The 18,227-nt window shown below is 64.4% G+C and carries 1 protein-coding gene and 1 pseudogene; both read left to right on the plus strand.

Annotation, left to right across the window (positions count from 1 at the left end; all coding sequences use genetic code 11):
* Positions 1-883: 883 nt before the first annotated feature.
* Positions 884-1,228, plus strand: a pseudogene (locus tag G6P99_RS47585) (formyltransferase family protein); the annotation flags it as partial.
* Positions 1,229-2,248: 1,020 nt separating this feature from the next.
* The gene (locus G6P99_RS11695; RefSeq protein WP_414645589.1) at positions 2,249-18,166 is read left to right on the plus strand and encodes an amino acid adenylation domain-containing protein; all 15,918 of its coding nucleotides are present in this window, start codon (positions 2,249-2,251) and stop codon (positions 18,164-18,166) included.
* Positions 18,167-18,227 lie beyond the last annotated feature (61 nt).

Consider the following 18,227-nt stretch of genomic DNA (forward strand, 5'->3'; position numbering starts at 1 on the left):
GCCGCTGCACCCAAGGGTCAACAGCATGCGCCGATGTGAGAGATCAGGAGTCAGTTGTGGTTGCGACATTCGCCGTGGACCCGTTCTTCGTCGCATTCGTCGCCTCACGAGCAAGGGCCGTGCCACAGACGTCAGCGGGCATTAAGCGAAAACGCTACTTAGTGCCGAGCCCCGGCCAATCTGCGAAAACGCGATGCGTGGCGAACTTTGCAACATCGAGCGGAATCCCTGCCGCAGGACCCTCTCTCACTCGACGAGCAGACCACCTGGAGAAAGCAGCGGCGAGCATTTTGGCTCGCAAAGGCAATCCGGGCAAGGCGCGGGCGCCCGATCTTGAGTGGTCGTCGCTGTTGACGGCGCGTGCTGTTGTGTTGAGCTCTGTTCGGTTCAAGGCGTTAATGTCCCAAGCCCGACGGCATGACGGCAAAATTCTGGCAGCCCGGCGAGAAGCGAATTGTTTTCTTCAGAATGAGCTCGCAGAAGGTCATTGGCGCGTCCGTTACTTAACGTGAGCGCCAAGGAGATTCTGCTGTACGCGCGGTGATGACGGCGGCTGTTGCAGATCTTCCGACGACTTTGCGGACGCCCATGCGGTGATCGTCGCCAATGACGTCCGTATTGTTGTGCTGAGCTGTGTCTGGTTCAGGACGTCGATGTCCCAAGTCCGACGGCGGCATTCCGAGCGAGGCGCGCGTTATTTCTTCAGGAAACGCTCGCAGTACGTCATTGGTATGTCGATTGCTTGAAATGCGGGGTGATCCGTTACGGCCTTCATCGTAACCCCTGTCTAAGAGTTCAGATGAAACTTGCTACACCGGTTGGCTCTTGCATCTTTGTTGGTGGTGGTACGCTAGCTGTTAGATGTGCTCAGCTAGTGATGGAGATGGGCCACGTGATCCGGGCGGCGCTGTGTGCCGACGCCATATTCCGCGATTGGGCCGCTCTCGCCGATATCTTGTGTGTGACGAGCATTGAAGAGCTATCTGCGCTGCTCAACGCCGAGCCAGTCGAGTGGATATTTTCCGTTGCCAATCCGTTCATATTGCCAGCAGATGTGTTTGGGAAAGCGCGTAGAGGCGCTTTCAATTACCACGACGGTCCGTTGCCGCGATATGCCGGAACTCATGCGACGTCTTGGGCGCTTCCTGCCCGTGAGACCGAACATGGCATCACGTGGCATCGTATCGATCACGGTGTTGGTACTGGTGAGCTGGTCGTCCAACGCCAAGTGTTGATTGCGACGAGCGATACTGCGCTGACGCTGAATCTCAAATGTTATGAGGCTGCTATCGATGGCTTCCGCGAGCTTCTAACTGGCTTAACAAATGGAGAGCTTAGTGCTCGTCCGCAAGCGCTAGCGGACCGAAGCTTTTTCCCGAAAGGTCGACGCCCAGATGCTGCGGGCTGTCTGCGATGGGATCGATCCGCACAAGATCTGGAAGCGATGACGCGCGCCTTAGACTTTGGCCCGTATCATACCAATCCATTGGGGTTGTCCAAGGCTCTCGTAGGCGATGACGTTGTCGTCGTCAAGCGCTTGGAGGTGACGGCTCGGCGCTCGGGTTTTGCTGCGGGGGCTTTAGTTGAGATCCACCCCAGCCACTGGCGTGTGGCGACAGGGACAGACGATGTTGATGTTTGGCTTAGCAGCTTGGATGGTAAGGCTCTGGATGCGCGGGCACTCGCGAGGCGTTCTGATTCCCATGTAGGCGACCGCCTCCCGATTCTGAGCGATGACGAGGCGCGGAGCATAACGGTCGCGCATGAAATGTTGGCGCCTCGTGAGAGTTTTTGGCGACGGCGGCTTGAACAGTTCAAAACATCCCAGCTTTCCTTTTTGTCGTGTTCAGTAGCTTTGGCTGCACCTCAATGGCAGTTGAGTTCATGGCGAATTCCAGGTGCTTTGGCTGAGCTGTCTCCCAGTAATCGCACGGAATTCTTGCTAACGGCTTGGCTGATCTACCTAGCCCGCATCACGGGAGAATTAGAGCTTCAATTGGGATGGACTCCCGCGCCGAGTGGATCGCGAGCGGGCTTGAAAGCGCTCGAGGTGCTTGTCGCTTCTGTTGTGCCGATGGCAATTACCATCGATCTCGACAATGATTTTGCAGAGGCGCGCACGGTGGTGGCGGCCGAATTCGCTCAGCTGAAGGAGCAGGATAGCTTCGCGCGAGATCTTATCGCGCGCTGCCCAACGTTGCTCGGTATGGAGGCGTTACGATTGCGCCGGCCCTGGCCCGTTGGCGTTATGCTTACTGTAAGTGGCGAGTCTGCCACTGGTGACCTAGCTTCGAGCCCGACTTCTGAGGCAGCCCTGCCCGGTGAGGCGTTAACATTTGAGGTTTGCGCTCTAGATGGCAGCTTTCGATGGCACTTTGATGCAAGTCGCTTGGAGCCCAAGCATATCGACCGTATGACCCAGCATTTGCAAAATTTGCTATGTGCTGTGAAGGCAGATCCGCGGCAGCCGGTGGGGCGGATTGAACTCTTGTCATCCGCTGAGCGCGCGTATCTGCTGGAGGAGCTGAACCGGACGGCATCGGCCTATCCGTCGGACGTGTGCATCCACGAGCTGTTCGAGGCACAGGTTCGCCGTGCGCCGGACGCGGTGGCGGTGGTCCATGAGGAGGAGCGGCTAAGCTATGGCGAGCTCAATGCGCGGGCCAACCAGCTGGCGCATCATCTGATCGGGCTCGGGGTCAGGCCGGATCAGCCGGTGGCGATCTGCGTTGCGCGCAGCGTGGCGATGGTGGTGGGGCTGTTGGCGATCCTCAAGGCGGGGGGCGCCTATCTGCCGCTGGATCCGGCCTATCCGCCGGCGCGGCTGCGGCAGGTTCTCGACGATGCGGCGCCGCGAGTGCTGCTGGCCGATGCAACCGGACGATCGGCGCTGGGCGACGATGCGCTACGCGATCTGACGGTGGTGGATCTGGCGGCGACGCCGGAATGGGCAAATCTGCCGGCGTCGGATCCGGACCCGCGTGCGCTCGGCCTGACCTCGCGCCATCTCGCCTATGTGATCTACACCTCCGGATCAACAGGCACCCCCAAGGGGGTCATGGTCGAGCATCGCGGAGTGGTGCGTCTGGTGGCGGAGAACGATATCGTCGAGATCTCGCCGCAGGACGTTTTTCTCAACGCTTCCTCGCCGACATTCGATGCGACCACGTTCGAAGTCTGGGGAGCCTTGGCGAACGGCGCCAGTGTTGTGCTCTATCCTGAACGCTATCTCTCGACGGCAACGCTGGCCCGGATCATCCAAGACCAAGGCATCACTATCGCTTGGATGACTGCGCGGTTGTTCGACGTCTATGTCGGGGAGGGGCGGAGCACCAGTGGGCTGCAGCAACTGCTGGTCGGGGGCGAAGAGGTCTCAGCCAGTTCCATCAGAGCATGTCAGACGCGACATCCGACGCTGCGAATCTCAAATGGCTACGGCCCGACCGAGAACACCACCTTCAGTCTCTCCTACCCGGTGCCTGCTGGCTTCGACGGCCAGCAGCGGGTGCCACTGGGACGACCAATCCGGAATTCGGTGGTCTATCTGCTGGACGGTCATGGTGCGCCGGTTCCGTTCGGGGCGGTGGGGGAGCTCTGCATTGGCGGGGCGGGGGTGGCGCGCGGCTACCTGAACCGGCCCGAGCTGACCGCGGAGCGGTTCATCGCCAGTCCCTTTGTGGACGGCGACCGGCTGTACCGCACCGGCGATCTGGCGCGCTACCTACCGGACGGCAATCTGGAGTTTTTGGGCCGCAACGACGACCAGGTGAAGATTCGCGGCTTCCGGATCGAGCCGGGCGAGATCGCGGCGCGGCTTTGCGAGCACCCGTTCGTGCGCGAGGCGGTGGTGGTGGCGCACGAGGGCCCCGGCGGCGAGCAGCGTCTTGTCGCCTATGTGGTGTGCGCGCCGGAAGCAGCTTCGAACGGGCTGGAGGGAAGCGAGCTTGTCGGCGCCTTGCGCGCCCACATAAGTGCACACCTGCCGGAGTACATGGTGCCATCGGCGTTCGTGCGGCTGGCGGCGCTGCCGCTGACGGTGAACGGCAAGCTGGACCGCAAGGCGCTGGCTGCGCCGGACGATGAGGCGTATGCGCATCGCGCCTATGAGCCGCCGCAAGGCGAGATCGAGATCACGCTGGCACAGATCTGGGCCGAGCTCCTGGGTGTTGAGCGGGTCGGACGCCACGACCACTTCTTTGCGCTCGGCGGGCACTCGCTGCTGGCGGTGCAACTGATCGAGCGTTTGCGGCGGCGGTCGCTGGGGGTTGAGGTGCGCACGCTGTTCGCCAGGCCGGTGCTGGCCGATCAGGCCGCAAGCCTGGGCAGTCATCAGGAGGTGGCGGTCCCGGCCAATCGGATCACCGAACAGAGTACGGCGATCACGCCAGAGATGTTGCCGCTCATCGAGCTGGCGCAGGACGAGATCGATCGGATCATCGCCACGGTACCCGGCGGGATCGGCAACATCCAGGACATTTATGGCTTGTCGCCGCTGCAGGACGGCATCCTGTTCCATCATCTGTTGGCGACAAAGGGCGATCCGTACCTGCTGGTATCGCAGATGGCGTTTGCCGAGCGTGGCGTGTTGGACCGCTATCTTGCCGCGGTCCAGCGGGTGGTGGATCGACATGACATCCTGCGTACCTCGTTTGTCTGGGAGGGATTGTCGCGGCCGGCCCAGGTGGTTTGGCGCCACGCATCGCTGGAGGTGAGCGAGGTCGAGCTGGACGGGTCTGCTGGTCCTGGCGCCGCGCAGCTTAAGGATCGGTTTGATCCGCGCCAGCACCGCATCGATCTTGGCCGAGCGCCCTTGTTGCGGTTTGTGATTGCGCGCGAGCCCGGCAGCGGGCGCTGGCTGCTGTTGGAGCTGCAGCATCATCTGATCGGGGATCACACGACACTGGAGGTGATGCGTGCCGAGGTCCAGGCTGTGCTGGAGGGACGCGAGCACGAGCTGAGCGAGCCACAGCCGTTCCGCAATCTGGTGGCGCAGGCGCATCTCGGCGCTGATGCCAAGGCGGATGAAGCGTTCTTCCGGGAGCTGCTGGCAGACATCGACGAGCCGAGCACGCCGTTCGGCTTGAGCGAGGTGCGCGGCGACGGCGGCGGGGTTCGAGAGGCGCAGCGGATGCTGCCGCAGCAGCTGAACGCGCGGCTGCGCAGCCAGGCGCGGCGGCTGGGGGTGAGCCTGGCCAGCCTGTGCCATCTGGCCTGGGGTCAGGTGGTGGCGCGCAGCAGCGGCCGCGAGCAGGTGGTGTTCGGCACGGTGCTGTTCGGCCGCATGCATGGCGGGGCGGGCGCCGACCGCGCGATGGGCCTGTTCATCAACACCCTGCCGCTGCGGCTTGATCTTGACGGCACCGCGGTCGAGGCGAGCGTGCGAACCACGCATGCCCGGCTGGTCGAGCTCTTGGCGCACGAGCATGCCTCGCTGGCGCTGGCGCAGCGCTGCAGCGCCGTTGCGGCGCCGGCGCCGCTGTTCAGCGCGCTGTTGAACTACCGCCACAACACGCCGGCGGCGGTCACCGCCTCCGCAGCCGATGATGCGCTGTCCGGCGTGGAATGGCTGGGCGAGGAGGAGCGCACCAACTATCCGCTGACCTTGTCGGTGGAGGATTTTGGCGAGGCGCTCGGGCTGACGGCGCAGGGGGTGGAGCCAATCTCGGCGGATCGGATCTGCGGCTACATGCAGCAGACGCTCGCGCAGCTGGCAGCGGCGCTGGAGCGGGCGCCGAACACGCCAGTGCGGGAGCTGGACATCCTGCCAGCGGACGAGCGCACCTATCTGCTGGAGGAGCTGAACCGGACGGCGGCGCCGTATCCTGTGGAGCAGTGCATCCATGAGCTGTTTGAGGCGCAGGTGCAAAAAGCGCCGGAGGCGGTGGCGGTGGTCTATCAGGACCAGCGCGTAAGCTATGGCGAGCTCAATGCGCGGGCCAACCAGCTGGCGCATCATCTGATCGGGCTCGGGGTCAGGCCGGATCAGCCGGTGGCGATCTGCGTTGCGCGCAGCGTGGCGATGGTGGTCGGGCTGCTGGCGATCCTCAAGGCGGGCGGGGCGTACCTGCCGCTGGACCCGGCCTATCCGCCGGCGCGGCTGCGGCAGGTTCTCGACGATGCGGCGCCGCGAGTGCTGCTGGCCGATGCAGCCGGGCGATCGGCGCTGGGCGACGGTGCGCTACGCGATCTGACGGTGGTGGATCTGGAGACGGCCATGCCGGAATGGGCAAATCTGCCGGCGTCGGATCCGGACACGCGTGCGCTCGGCCTGACCTCGCGCCATCTCGCCTATGTGATCTACACCTCCGGATCAACAGGCACCCCCAAGGGGGTCATGGTCGAGCATCGCGGCTTGGTCAATCTCAGCTTGGCTCAGATCGGGCTTTTTGGCGTTTGTTGCAACAGCCGCGTGGTGCAGTTCGCCTCCTTCGGTTTTGATGCAAGCGCCTGGGAGCTTGTTATGGCGTTTGGTTCGGGAGCCACATTGCATTTGCCTGCGGATGAGCTCCGTCAAGCGAGTAACAAGCTATCGGATTATCTGCGAAGCGAAGCCATCACGCACGCGACGCTGCCTCCAGCCTTGCTTCAGGGAAGCCAGAAGCTGGAAGGCTTGGGATCGCAAGTTCTCATTCTTGCTGGAGAGCTGCCGAAGGCAGAACTGATCCGGAGTCTAGCTCCAGCATCCATTATCAATGCTTATGGACCTACCGAAGCAACAGTTTGTGCGGCGACCTGGAGTTGCCCCGATGGGTTTGATGGGGGCATTGTCCCGATTGGCCGCCCGATTGCGAACACGCGGGTGTATCTGCTGGATGATCATGGCGGGCCGGTGCCGTTCGGGGCGGTGGGGGAGCTCTGCATTGGCGGGGCGGGGGTGGCGCGCGGCTACCTGAACCGGCCCGAGCTGACCGCGGAGCGGTTCATCGCCAGTCCCTTTGTGGACGGCGACCGGCTGTACCGCACCGGCGATCTGGCGCGCTACCTACCGGACGGCAATCTGGAGTTTTTGGGCCGCAACGACGACCAGGTGAAGATCCGCGGCTTCCGGATCGAGCCGGGCGAGATCGCGGCGCGGCTTTGCGAGCACCCGTTCGTGCGCGAGGCGGTGGTGGTGGCGCACGAGGGCCCCGGCGGCGAGCAGCGTCTTGTCGCCTATGTGGTGTGCGCGCCGGAAGCAGCTTCGAACGGGCTGGAGGGAAGCGAGCTTGTCGGCGCCTTGCGCGCCCACATAAGTGCACACCTGCCGGAGTACATGGTGCCATCGGCGTTCGTGCGGCTGGCGGCGCTGCCGCTGACGGTGAACGGCAAGCTGGACCGCAAGGCGCTGGCTGCGCCGGACGATGAGGCGTATGCGCATCGCGCCTATGAGCCGCCGCAAGGCGAGATCGAGATCACGCTGGCACAGATCTGGGCCGAGCTCCTGGGTGTTGAGCGGGTCGGACGCCACGACCACTTCTTTGCGCTCGGCGGGCACTCGCTGCTGGCGGTGCAACTGATCGAGCGTTTGCGGCGGCGGTCGCTGGGGGTTGAGGTGCGCACGCTGTTCGCCAGGCCGGTGCTGGCCGATCAGGCCGCAAGCCTGGGCAGTCATCAGGAGGTGGCGGTCCCGGCCAATCGGATCACCGAACAGAGTACGGCGATCACGCCAGAGATGTTGCCGCTCATCGAGCTGGCGCAGGACGAGATCGATCGGATCATCGCCACGGTACCCGGCGGGATCGGCAACATCCAGGACATTTATGGCTTGTCGCCGCTGCAGGACGGCATCCTGTTCCATCATCTGTTGGCGACAAAGGGCGATCCGTACCTGCTGGTATCGCAGATGGCGTTTGCCGAGCGTGGCGTGTTGGACCGCTATCTTGCCGCGGTCCAGCGGGTGGTGGATCGACATGACATCCTGCGTACCTCGTTTGTCTGGGAGGGATTGTCGCGGCCGGCCCAGGTGGTTTGGCGCCACGCATCGCTGGAGGTGAGCGAGGTCGAGCTGGACGGGTCTGCTGGTCCTGGCGCCGCGCAGCTTAAGGATCGGTTTGATCCGCGCCAGCACCGCATCGATCTTGGCCGAGCGCCCTTGTTGCGGTTTGTGATTGCGCGCGAGCCCGGCAGCGGGCGCTGGCTGCTGTTGGAGCTGCAGCATCATCTGATCGGGGATCACACGACACTGGAGGTGATGCGTGCCGAGGTCCAGGCTGTGCTGGAGGGACGCGAGCACGAGCTGAGCGAGCCACAGCCGTTCCGCAATCTGGTGGCGCAGGCGCATCTCGGCGCTGATGCCAAGGCGGATGAAGCGTTCTTCCGGGAGCTGCTGGCAGACATCGACGAGCCGAGCACGCCGTTCGGCTTGAGCGAGGTGCGCGGCGACGGCGGCGGGGTTCGAGAGGCGCAGCGGATGCTGCCGCAGCAGCTGAACGCGCGGCTGCGCAGCCAGGCGCGGCGGCTGGGGGTGAGCCTGGCCAGCCTGTGCCATCTGGCCTGGGGTCAGGTGGTGGCGCGCAGCAGCGGCCGCGAGCAGGTGGTGTTCGGCACGGTGCTGTTCGGCCGCATGCATGGCGGGGCGGGCGCCGACCGCGCGATGGGCCTGTTCATCAACACCCTGCCGCTGCGGCTTGATCTTGACGGCACCGCGGTCGAGGCGAGCGTGCGAACCACGCATGCCCGGCTGGTCGAGCTCTTGGCGCACGAGCATGCCTCGCTGGCGCTGGCGCAGCGCTGCAGCGCCGTTGCGGCGCCGGCGCCGCTGTTCAGCGCGCTGTTGAACTACCGCCACAACACGCCGGCGGCGGTCACCGCCTCCGCAGCCGATGATGCGCTGTCCGGCGTGGAATGGCAGGGCGAGGAGGAGCGCACCAACTATCCGCTGACCTTGTCGGTGGAGGATTTTGGCGAGGCGCTCGGGCTGACGGCGCAGGGGGTGGAGCCAATCTCGGCGGATCGGATCTGCGGCTACATGCAGCAGACGCTCGCGCAGCTGGCAGCGGCGCTGGAGCGGGCGCCGAACACGCCAGTGCGGGAGCTGGACATCCTGCCAGCGGACGAGCGCACCTATCTGCTGGAGGAGCTGAACCGGACGGCGGCGCCGTATCCTGTGGAGCAGTGCATCCATGAGCTGTTTGAGGCGCAGGTGCAAAAAGCGCCGGAGGCGGTGGCGGTGGTCTATCAGGACCAGCGCGTAAGCTATGGCGAGCTCAATGCGCGGGCCAACCAGCTGGCGCATCATCTGATCGGGCTCGGGGTCAGGCCGGATCAGCCGGTGGCGATCTGCGTTGCGCGCAGCGTGGCGATGGTGGTCGGGCTGCTGGCGATCCTCAAGGCGGGCGGGGCGTACCTGCCGCTGGACCCGGCCTATCCGCCGGCGCGGCTGCGGCAGGTTCTCGACGATGCGGCGCCGCGAGTGCTGCTGGCCGATGCAGCCGGGCGATCGGCGCTGGGCGACGGTGCGCTACGCGATCTGACGGTGGTGGATCTGGAGACGGCCATGCCGGAATGGGCAAATCTGCCGGCGTCGGATCCGGACACGCGTGCGCTCGGCCTGACCTCGCGCCATCTCGCCTATGTGATCTACACCTCCGGATCAACAGGCACCCCCAAGGGGGTCATGATTGAGCATGCGAGCACGGTGAACCTGCTGCATTGGAGCAGCGACGTGTTTACGGCATCAGAGATCAGCCGCACGCTGTTTGCCACCTCGATCAGTTTTGATCTGTCCGTCTATGAGTGCTTCGTTCCGCTTTCGCAAGGAAGCACGCTTTACCTTGTCGAGAATGCGCTGGCGCTGGCCGAGAGGTCTTTGGATATCTCTTTGATCAACACAGTGCCCTCTGCGATCGCCGCTCTGGTCGACAGGAAAGCAGTGCCGGCTTCGACCAGCGTCGTCAATTTGGCGGGCGAGTGGCTGACGGCGGAACTGATCGAGAAGATCTTTGCGAGCAGTCGGGTCCAGAAGATTTGTAATCTGTACGCGCCTTCTGAAACCACCACGTACTCAACCTGGATCTGCGTGCGAAGGGGGGACGTTGTCGTTGAGACGATTGGCCGCCCGATTGCGAACACGCGGGTGTATCTGCTGGATGATCATGGCGGGCTGGTGCCGTTCGGGGCGGTGGGGGAGCTCTGCATTGGCGGGGCGGGGGTGGCGCGCGGCTACCTGAACCGGCCCGAGCTGACCGCGGAGCGGTTCATCGCCAGTCCCTTTGTGGACGGCGACCGGCTGTACCGCACCGGCGATCTGGCGCGCTACCTACCGGACGGCAATCTGGAGTTTTTGGGCCGCAACGACGACCAGGTGAAGATCCGCGGCTTCCGGATCGAGCCGGGCGAGATCGCGGCGCGGCTTTGCGAGCACCCGTTCGTGCGCGAGGCGGTGGTGGTGGCGCACGAGGGCCCCGGCGGCGAGCAGCGTCTTGTCGCCTATGTGGTGTGCGCGCCGGAAGCAGCTTCGAACGGGCTGGAGGGAAGCGAGCTTGTCGGCGCCTTGCGCGCCCACATAAGTGCACACCTGCCGGAGTACATGGTGCCATCGGCGTTCGTGCGGCTGGCGGCGCTGCCGCTGACGGTGAACGGCAAGCTGGACCGCAAGGCGCTGGCTGCGCCGGACGATGAGGCGTATGCGCATCGCGCCTATGAGCCGCCGCAAGGCGAGATCGAGATCACGCTGGCACAGATCTGGGCCGAGCTCCTGGGTGTTGAGCGGGTCGGACGCCACGACCACTTCTTTGCGCTCGGCGGGCACTCGCTGCTGGCGGTGCAACTGATCGAGCGTTTGCGGCGGCGGTCGCTGGGGGTTGAGGTGCGCACGCTGTTCGCCAGGCCGGTGCTGGCCGATCAGGCCGCAAGCCTGGGCAGTCATCAGGAGGTGGCGGTCCCGGCCAATCGGATCACCGAACAGAGTACGGCGATCACGCCAGAGATGTTGCCGCTCATCGAGCTGGCGCAGGACGAGATCGATCGGATCATCGCCACGGTACCCGGCGGGATCGGCAACATCCAGGACATTTATGGCTTGTCGCCGCTGCAGGACGGCATCCTGTTCCATCATCTGTTGGCGACAAAGGGCGATCCGTACCTGCTGGTATCGCAGATGGCGTTTGCCGAGCGTGGCGTGTTGGACCGCTATCTTGCCGCGGTCCAGCGGGTGGTGGATCGACATGACATCCTGCGTACCTCGTTTGTCTGGGAGGGATTGTCGCGGCCGGCCCAGGTGGTTTGGCGCCACGCATCGCTGGAGGTGAGCGAGGTCGAGCTGGACGGGTCTGCTGGTCCTGGCGCCGCGCAGCTTAAGGATCGGTTTGATCCGCGCCAGCACCGCATCGATCTTGGCCGAGCGCCCTTGTTGCGGTTTGTGATTGCGCGCGAGCCCGGCAGCGGGCGCTGGCTGCTGTTGGAGCTGCAGCATCATCTGATCGGGGATCACACGACACTGGAGGTGATGCGTGCCGAGGTCCAGGCTGTGCTGGAGGGACGCGAGCACGAGCTGAGCGAGCCACAGCCGTTCCGCAATCTGGTGGCGCAGGCGCATCTCGGCGCTGATGCCAAGGCGGATGAAGCGTTCTTCCGGGAGCTGCTGGCAGACATCGACGAGCCGAGCACGCCGTTCGGCTTGAGCGAGGTGCGCGGCGACGGCGGCGGGGTTCGAGAGGCGCAGCGGATGCTGCCGCAGCAGCTGAACGCGCGGCTGCGCAGCCAGGCGCGGCGGCTGGGGGTGAGCCTGGCCAGCCTGTGCCATCTGGCCTGGGGTCAGGTGGTGGCGCGCAGCAGCGGCCGCGAGCAGGTGGTGTTCGGCACGGTGCTGTTCGGCCGCATGCATGGCGGGGCGGGCGCCGACCGCGCGATGGGCCTGTTCATCAACACCCTGCCGCTGCGGCTTGATCTTGACGGCACCGCGGTCGAGGCGAGCGTGCGAACCACGCATGCCCGGCTGGTCGAGCTCTTGGCGCACGAGCATGCCTCGCTGGCGCTGGCGCAGCGCTGCAGCGCCGTTGCGGCGCCGGCGCCGCTGTTCAGCGCGCTGTTGAACTACCGCCACAACACGCCGGCGGCGGTCACCGCCTCCGCAGCCGATGATGCGCTGTCCGGCGTGGAATGGCAGGGCGAGGAGGAGCGCACCAACTATCCGCTGACCTTGTCGGTGGAGGATTTTGGCGAGGCGCTCGGGCTGACGGCGCAGGGGGTGGAGCCAATCTCGGCGGATCGGATCTGCGGCTACATGCAGCAGACGCTCGCGCAGCTGGCAGCGGCGCTGGAGCGGGCGCCGAACACGCCAGTGCGGGAGCTGGACATCCTGCCAGCGGACGAGCGCACCTATCTGCTGGAGGAGCTGAACCGGACGGCGGCGCCGTATCCTGTGGAGCAGTGCATCCATGAGCTGTTTGAGGCGCAGGTGCAAAAAGCGCCGGAGGCGGTGGCGGTGGTCTATCAGGACCAGCGCGTAAGCTATGGCGAGCTCAATGCGCGGGCCAACCAGCTGGCGCATCATCTGATCGGGCTCGGGGTCAGGCCGGATCAGCCGGTGGCGATCTGCGTTGCGCGCAGCGTGGCGATGGTGGTCGGGCTGCTGGCGATCCTCAAGGCGGGCGGGGCGTACCTGCCGCTGGACCCGGCCTATCCGCCGGCGCGGCTGCGGCAGGTTCTCGACGATGCGGCGCCGCGAGTGCTGCTGGCCGATGCAGCCGGGCGATCGGCGCTGGGCGACGGTGCGCTACGCGATCTGACGGTGGTGGATCTGGAGACGGCCATGCCGGAATGGGCAAATCTGCCGGCGTCGGATCCGGACACGCGTGCGCTCGGCCTGACCTCGCGCCATCTCGCCTATGTAATCTACACCTCGGGATCAACCGGTTCGCCCAAGGGGGCACAGAATGAGCATCGGGCTATCGTTAATCGCCTGATCTGGATGCAAAACGCCTATGGTCTCAACGCAACTGATGTCGTGTTGCAGAAGACGCCATTTAGCTTCGATGTCTCGGCCTGGGAGTTCTTCTGGACCTTGCTTGAAGGGGCAACCCTGGTGCTGGCGCCGCCCGGTGCGCACAGAGATCCCGACGCATTGGTCGACTTGATCATCAACCAGCGAATTACGACGGTTCACTTCGTGCCATCCATGCTGGTCAGCTTTATGGATGCGAAGAGTGTTGACCGCTGCACATCGCTGGGACGAGTTTTATGCAGCGGCGAGGCGCTTCCTGCCGCCAGTGTGCATAAGGTTCGGCGCCTCTTGCCTTGGACGGCCCTGCACAATCTGTACGGTCCGACGGAAGCTGCGATCGACGTGACAGCGTGGAGTTGTCCGGCTGAGTTTGATGGCGCCATTGTCCCGATTGGCCGTCCGATTGCGAACACGCGGGTGTATCTGCTGGATGGTCATGGGGCACCGGTGCCGTTCGGGGCGGTGGGGGAGCTCTGCATTGGCGGGGCGGGGGTGGCGCGCGGCTACCTGAACCGGCCCGAGCTGACAGCGGAGCGGTTCATCGCCAGTCCCTTTGTGGACGGCGACCGGCTGTACCGCACCGGCGATCTGGCGCGCTACCTACCGGACGGCAATCTGGAGTTTTTGGGCCGCAACGACGACCAGGTGAAGATCCGCGGCTTCCGGATCGAGCCGGGCGAGATCGCGGCGCGGCTCCTCGAGCATCCGGCGGTGGGTGATGCAGTGGTGGTGGCGCGCGAGGATGGCTGCGGCGACAAGCACCTTGTCGGCTATGTGGTGTCTGCGCCCGAGGCAGCTTCGAACGGACAGGATGGCGGCGACCTTGCCGGCACCTTGCGCGCGCACATAAGTGCGCACCTGCCGGAGTACATGGTGCCATCGGCGTTCGTGCGGCTGGTGGCGCTGCCGCTGACGGTGAACGGCAAGCTGGACCGCAAGGCGCTGGCTGCGCCGGACGATGAGGCGTATGCGCGCGCCGCCTATGAGGCGCCGCAAGGCGAGATCGAGAACACGCTGGCACAGATCTGGGCCGAGCTTCTGGGTGTTGAGCGGGTCGGACGCCACGACCACTTCTTTGCGCTCGGCGGGCACTCGCTGGCGGCGGTGCAGCTGTTGAGCCGGGTCTCGCAGGCCATTGGCTTCACACTGCCGCTGACCACGCTGTTTGCCAAACCGGTGCTGGCCGATCTGGCCGCGAGTATCATGGATGAGTTGAGCCGCTCCGGCGCGCAAGACCTGCCAGCCATTGCGCCGGTGTCGCGTGACGCGCCGCTTGTGCTGTCGTTTGCGCAGCAGCGGCTGTGGTTTTTGGCGCAGCTGGATCAGAGCAGCACGAACTATCACATTCCGCTCGGGTGGCGGCTCAAGGGTGGGCTCGACCGCAGCGCCTGGCAGCGTAGCCTGGACCGTGTGTTGGCGCGCCATGAGGCGCTGCGCAGCGTGTTTGTCGCGCCGGAGGGCAAGCCCTGGGTGGAGCTGCTGCCGGAGGATGCGGGGCTGCCGGTTGTGGAGCACGATCTGCGGGACAGGCCGGATGCGGACGAGGCGCTATTGGGTCTGTGCAGGGAAGAGGCGTGCACGCCGTTCGATCTGGCGCGTGGCCCGCTGATCCGTGGCCGGCTGATCCGGATCTCGGATGAGGAGCACGTCTTGCTGCTGACGCAGCATCACATTGTCTCGGATGGTTGGTCGCTGGGCGTGTTGGCGCATGAACTCAGTCAGCTGTACCGGGCGTTCGTGGCCGGAGAAGGCGATCCGCTGCCGCCGCTTGCAATCCAGTATCCGGACTATGCCGCCTGGCAACGGCAGTGGCTGTCGGGCGCGCGGCTGCAGCGCCAGGCGCAGTATTGGCGCAACAATCTGTCTGGCGCGCCGGCCCGTCTGGCGCTGCCGACGGACCGGCCGCGGCCGGCGCAGCAGTCGTTTGCGGGGGCCACGGTCCCGATCGTTATTGATGCGGAGCTGACGCGGGAGCTGAAGCGGCTGGGCCTGCAGCAAGGCACGACGTTGTTCATGACGGTGCTGGCGGGGTGGGCTGCGGTGCTGTCGTGTCTGTCGGGACAGGACGATCTTGCGATTGGCGTGCCGAGCGCTAATCGCGGTCGCCGCGAAATCGAAGAGCTGATCGGCTTCTTCGTCAACACCCTGGCGCTGCGGCTGGACCTGTCGGGCGAGCCGAGCGTGTCGGAGCTGTTGGAGCGGACGCGGCGCACGGCCTTGGGAGCGCAGGAGCACCAGGACCTGCCGTTCGAGCAGGTGGTGGAGATCGTGCAGCCGCCCCGGGCTCTTGATCACACGCCGTTGTTCCAGGTGATGCTGGCCTGGCAGAACAACGCCGCTGGGACGTTCGACCTTCCTGGGCTGATGGTGGAGGCGGCGGCAGACGGCTTCGATCAGGTCAAGTTCGATCTGGAGCTGAGCCTTGGCGAGCAGGGTGAGGTGATTGCTGGCACGCTGGGTTATGCCACGGCGCTGTTCGATCGCGCGACCATCGAGCGGCAGCGTGGTTATCTGCTGGCGCTGCTGCGGGCGATGGTTGCCGATGCGCAGCAAGCGGTCGGGCGGATTGAGCTGCTGCCAGCCGACGAGCGCGCATATCTGCTGGAGGAACTGAACCGGACGGCGGTGACGTATCCTGAGCAGCAGTGCATCCATGAGCTGTTTGAGGCGCAGGTGCAAAAAGCGCCGGAGGCGGTGGCGGTGGTCTATCAGGACCAGCGCGTCAGCTATGGCGAGCTCAATGCGCATGCCAACCAGCTGGCGCATCATCTGATCGGGCTCGGGGTCAGGCCGGATCAGCCGGTGGCGATCTGCGTTGCGCGCAGCGTGGCGATGGTGGTCGGGCTGCTGGCGATCCTCAAGGCGGGCGGGGCGTACCTGCCGCTGGACCCGGCCTATCCGCCGGCGCGGCTGCGGCAGGTTCTCGACGATGCGGCGCCGCGAGTGCTGCTGGCCGATGCAGCGGGGCGATCGGCGCTGGGCGACGATGCGCTACGCGATCTGACGGTGGTGGATCTGGCGGCGACGCCGGAATGGGCAAATCTGCCGGCGTCGGATCCGGACCCGCGTGCGCTCGGCCTGACCTCGCGCCATCTCGCCTATGTGATCTACACCTCCGGATCAACAGGCACCCCCAAGGGGGTCATGGTCGAGCATCGCGGCTTGGTCAATCTCAGCTTGGCTCAGATCGGGCTTTTTGGCGTTTGTTGCAACAGCCGCGTGGTGCAGTTCGCCTCCTTCGGTTTTGATGCAAGCGCCTCGGAGCTTGTTATGGCGTTTGGTTCGGGAGCCGCATTGCATTTGCCTGCGGATGAGCTCCGTCAATCGAGTAACAAGCTATCGGATTATCTGCGAAGCGAAGCCATCACGCACGCGACGCTGCCTCCAGCCTTGCTTCAGGGAAGCCAGAAGCTGGAAGGCTTGGGATCGCAAGTTCTCATTCTTGCTGGAGAGCTGCCGAAGGCAGAACTCATCCGGAGTCTAGCTCCAGCATCCATTATCAATGCTTATGGACCTACCGAAGCAACAGTTTGCGCGGCGACCTGGAGTTGCCCCGATGGGTTTGATGGGGCCATTGTCCCGATTGGCCGCCCGATTGCGAACACGCGGGTGTATCTGCTGGATGATCATGGCGGGCCGGTGCCGTTTGGCGCGGTCGGGGAGCTCTACGTCGGCGGGGCGGGGGTGGCGCGCGGCTACCTGAACCGGCCCGAGCTGACCGCGGAGCGGTTCATCGCCAGTCCCTTTGTGGACGGCGACCGGCTGTACCGCACCGGCGATCTGGCGCGCTACCTACCGGACGGCAATCTGGAGTTTTTGGGCCGCAACGACGACCAGGTGAAGATCCGCGGCTTCCGGATCGAGCCGGGCGAGATCGCGGCGCGGCTTTGCGAGCACCCGTTCGTGCGCGAGGCGGTGGTGGTGGCGCACGAGAGCCCCGGCGGCGAGCAGCGTCTTGTCGCCTATGTGGTGTGCGCGCCGGAAGCAGCTTCGAACGGGCTGGAGGGAAGCGAGCTTGCCGGCGCCTTGCGCGCGCACATAAGTGCGCACCTGCCGGAGTACATGGTGCCATCGGCGTTCGTGCGGCTGGCGGCGCTGCCGCTGACGGTGAACGGCAAGCTGGACCGCAAGGCGCTGGCTGCGCCGGACGATGAGGCGTATGCGCGCGCCGCCTATGAGGCGCCGCAAGGCGAGATCGAGCCCGCGCTGGCACAGATCTGGGCCGAGCTGCTCGGTGTTGAGCGGGTCGGACGCCACGACGACTTCTTCGAACTGGGCGGGCACTCACTGCTAGCGGTGCGGCTTCTCAGTCGAGCGCTCGATGCAGGGTTCAAGTTTACCGCCGCCGATCTCTTCCAAGCTCCTGTTCTGAAGGAACTTGCATTGAAGGTTCATTTGGAGCCACAGCCCAGTAGTCCGGGAGTGATTTGTGTTCGCGCAACCGGATCGCAGCCGCCGCTGTTCTTTGTTCCCACAGGCTTAGGAGATTGTTCCTATATCCTCAACTTGGTGGAGGAAATGGACGCGGACTGTCCAATCTATGGTCTACCGTGGCCTTCTTTCAGTGAAGTTTGTTCACCAGCTCTTGAAGCGATAGCCTCGCAAGTCATTCCGGCGATCAGGGAGATACGGTCCCGGGGTCCATATCGATTTGCTGGATACTCATCAGGCGGAATATTGGCTTACGCCATAGCCGAGCAGTTACTGAGCCTCAATGAAACTGTCTCATTTATGGCGTTCATTGATGTTACGCTACCCGCAAAGCCAGCCGGCATGACGCCCACCCAGATGGTATGCGAAGTGGTGCTAGAAACTCTTGAACCCCTTGAGGACGAGCACTTTAAACTATTAAAGCGCTTTGCACGGCACAGTTCAATTGCTCAACTACTTGAGAAGGCTCATCAAATAGGAGCTATACCTCCGGATCACAATGATGCTTTGATGTACGAGAGAATTGAGCAGTTTCAAAGGGCGCTGCAGCTATATCGGGCTCCGTCGCTGCCAATTGAGGTACATCAGTTTTACGCGACGGATTCTTCCGTAAGTTGTCGCGCACGAATAGACAAGAGCTCAATAGCTCCAGAGATGAGCTCGCCGATGCGAGGCTGGGACAGGGTTTTGAGTGCAGCGGCCATTGATACCACACCGATTCCAGGCAATCACGCGACGATGATGAACACTCCAGAAAACCGCAAAGTCCTGGCACGCTCGTTATCAAGAGCCTTAAATAGCTCACCGACGTGATGATCTGAGGCCGGCAAACTGGACCATTTTTGGCTAGAGTTTGCGCTGCGTAAATCCACCC

Source organism: Bradyrhizobium sp. 6(2017) (genome assembly GCF_011058295.2).
Taxonomy (GTDB): domain Bacteria; phylum Pseudomonadota; class Alphaproteobacteria; order Rhizobiales; family Xanthobacteraceae; genus Bradyrhizobium; species Bradyrhizobium septentrionale.

Excerpts from the sequence above, each read along its gene's own strand:
- G6P99_RS11695 (WP_414645589.1), top strand. The coding sequence starts at position 2,249 with ATGCTTACTGTAAGTGGCGAGTCTGCCACTGGTGACCTAGCTTCGAGC.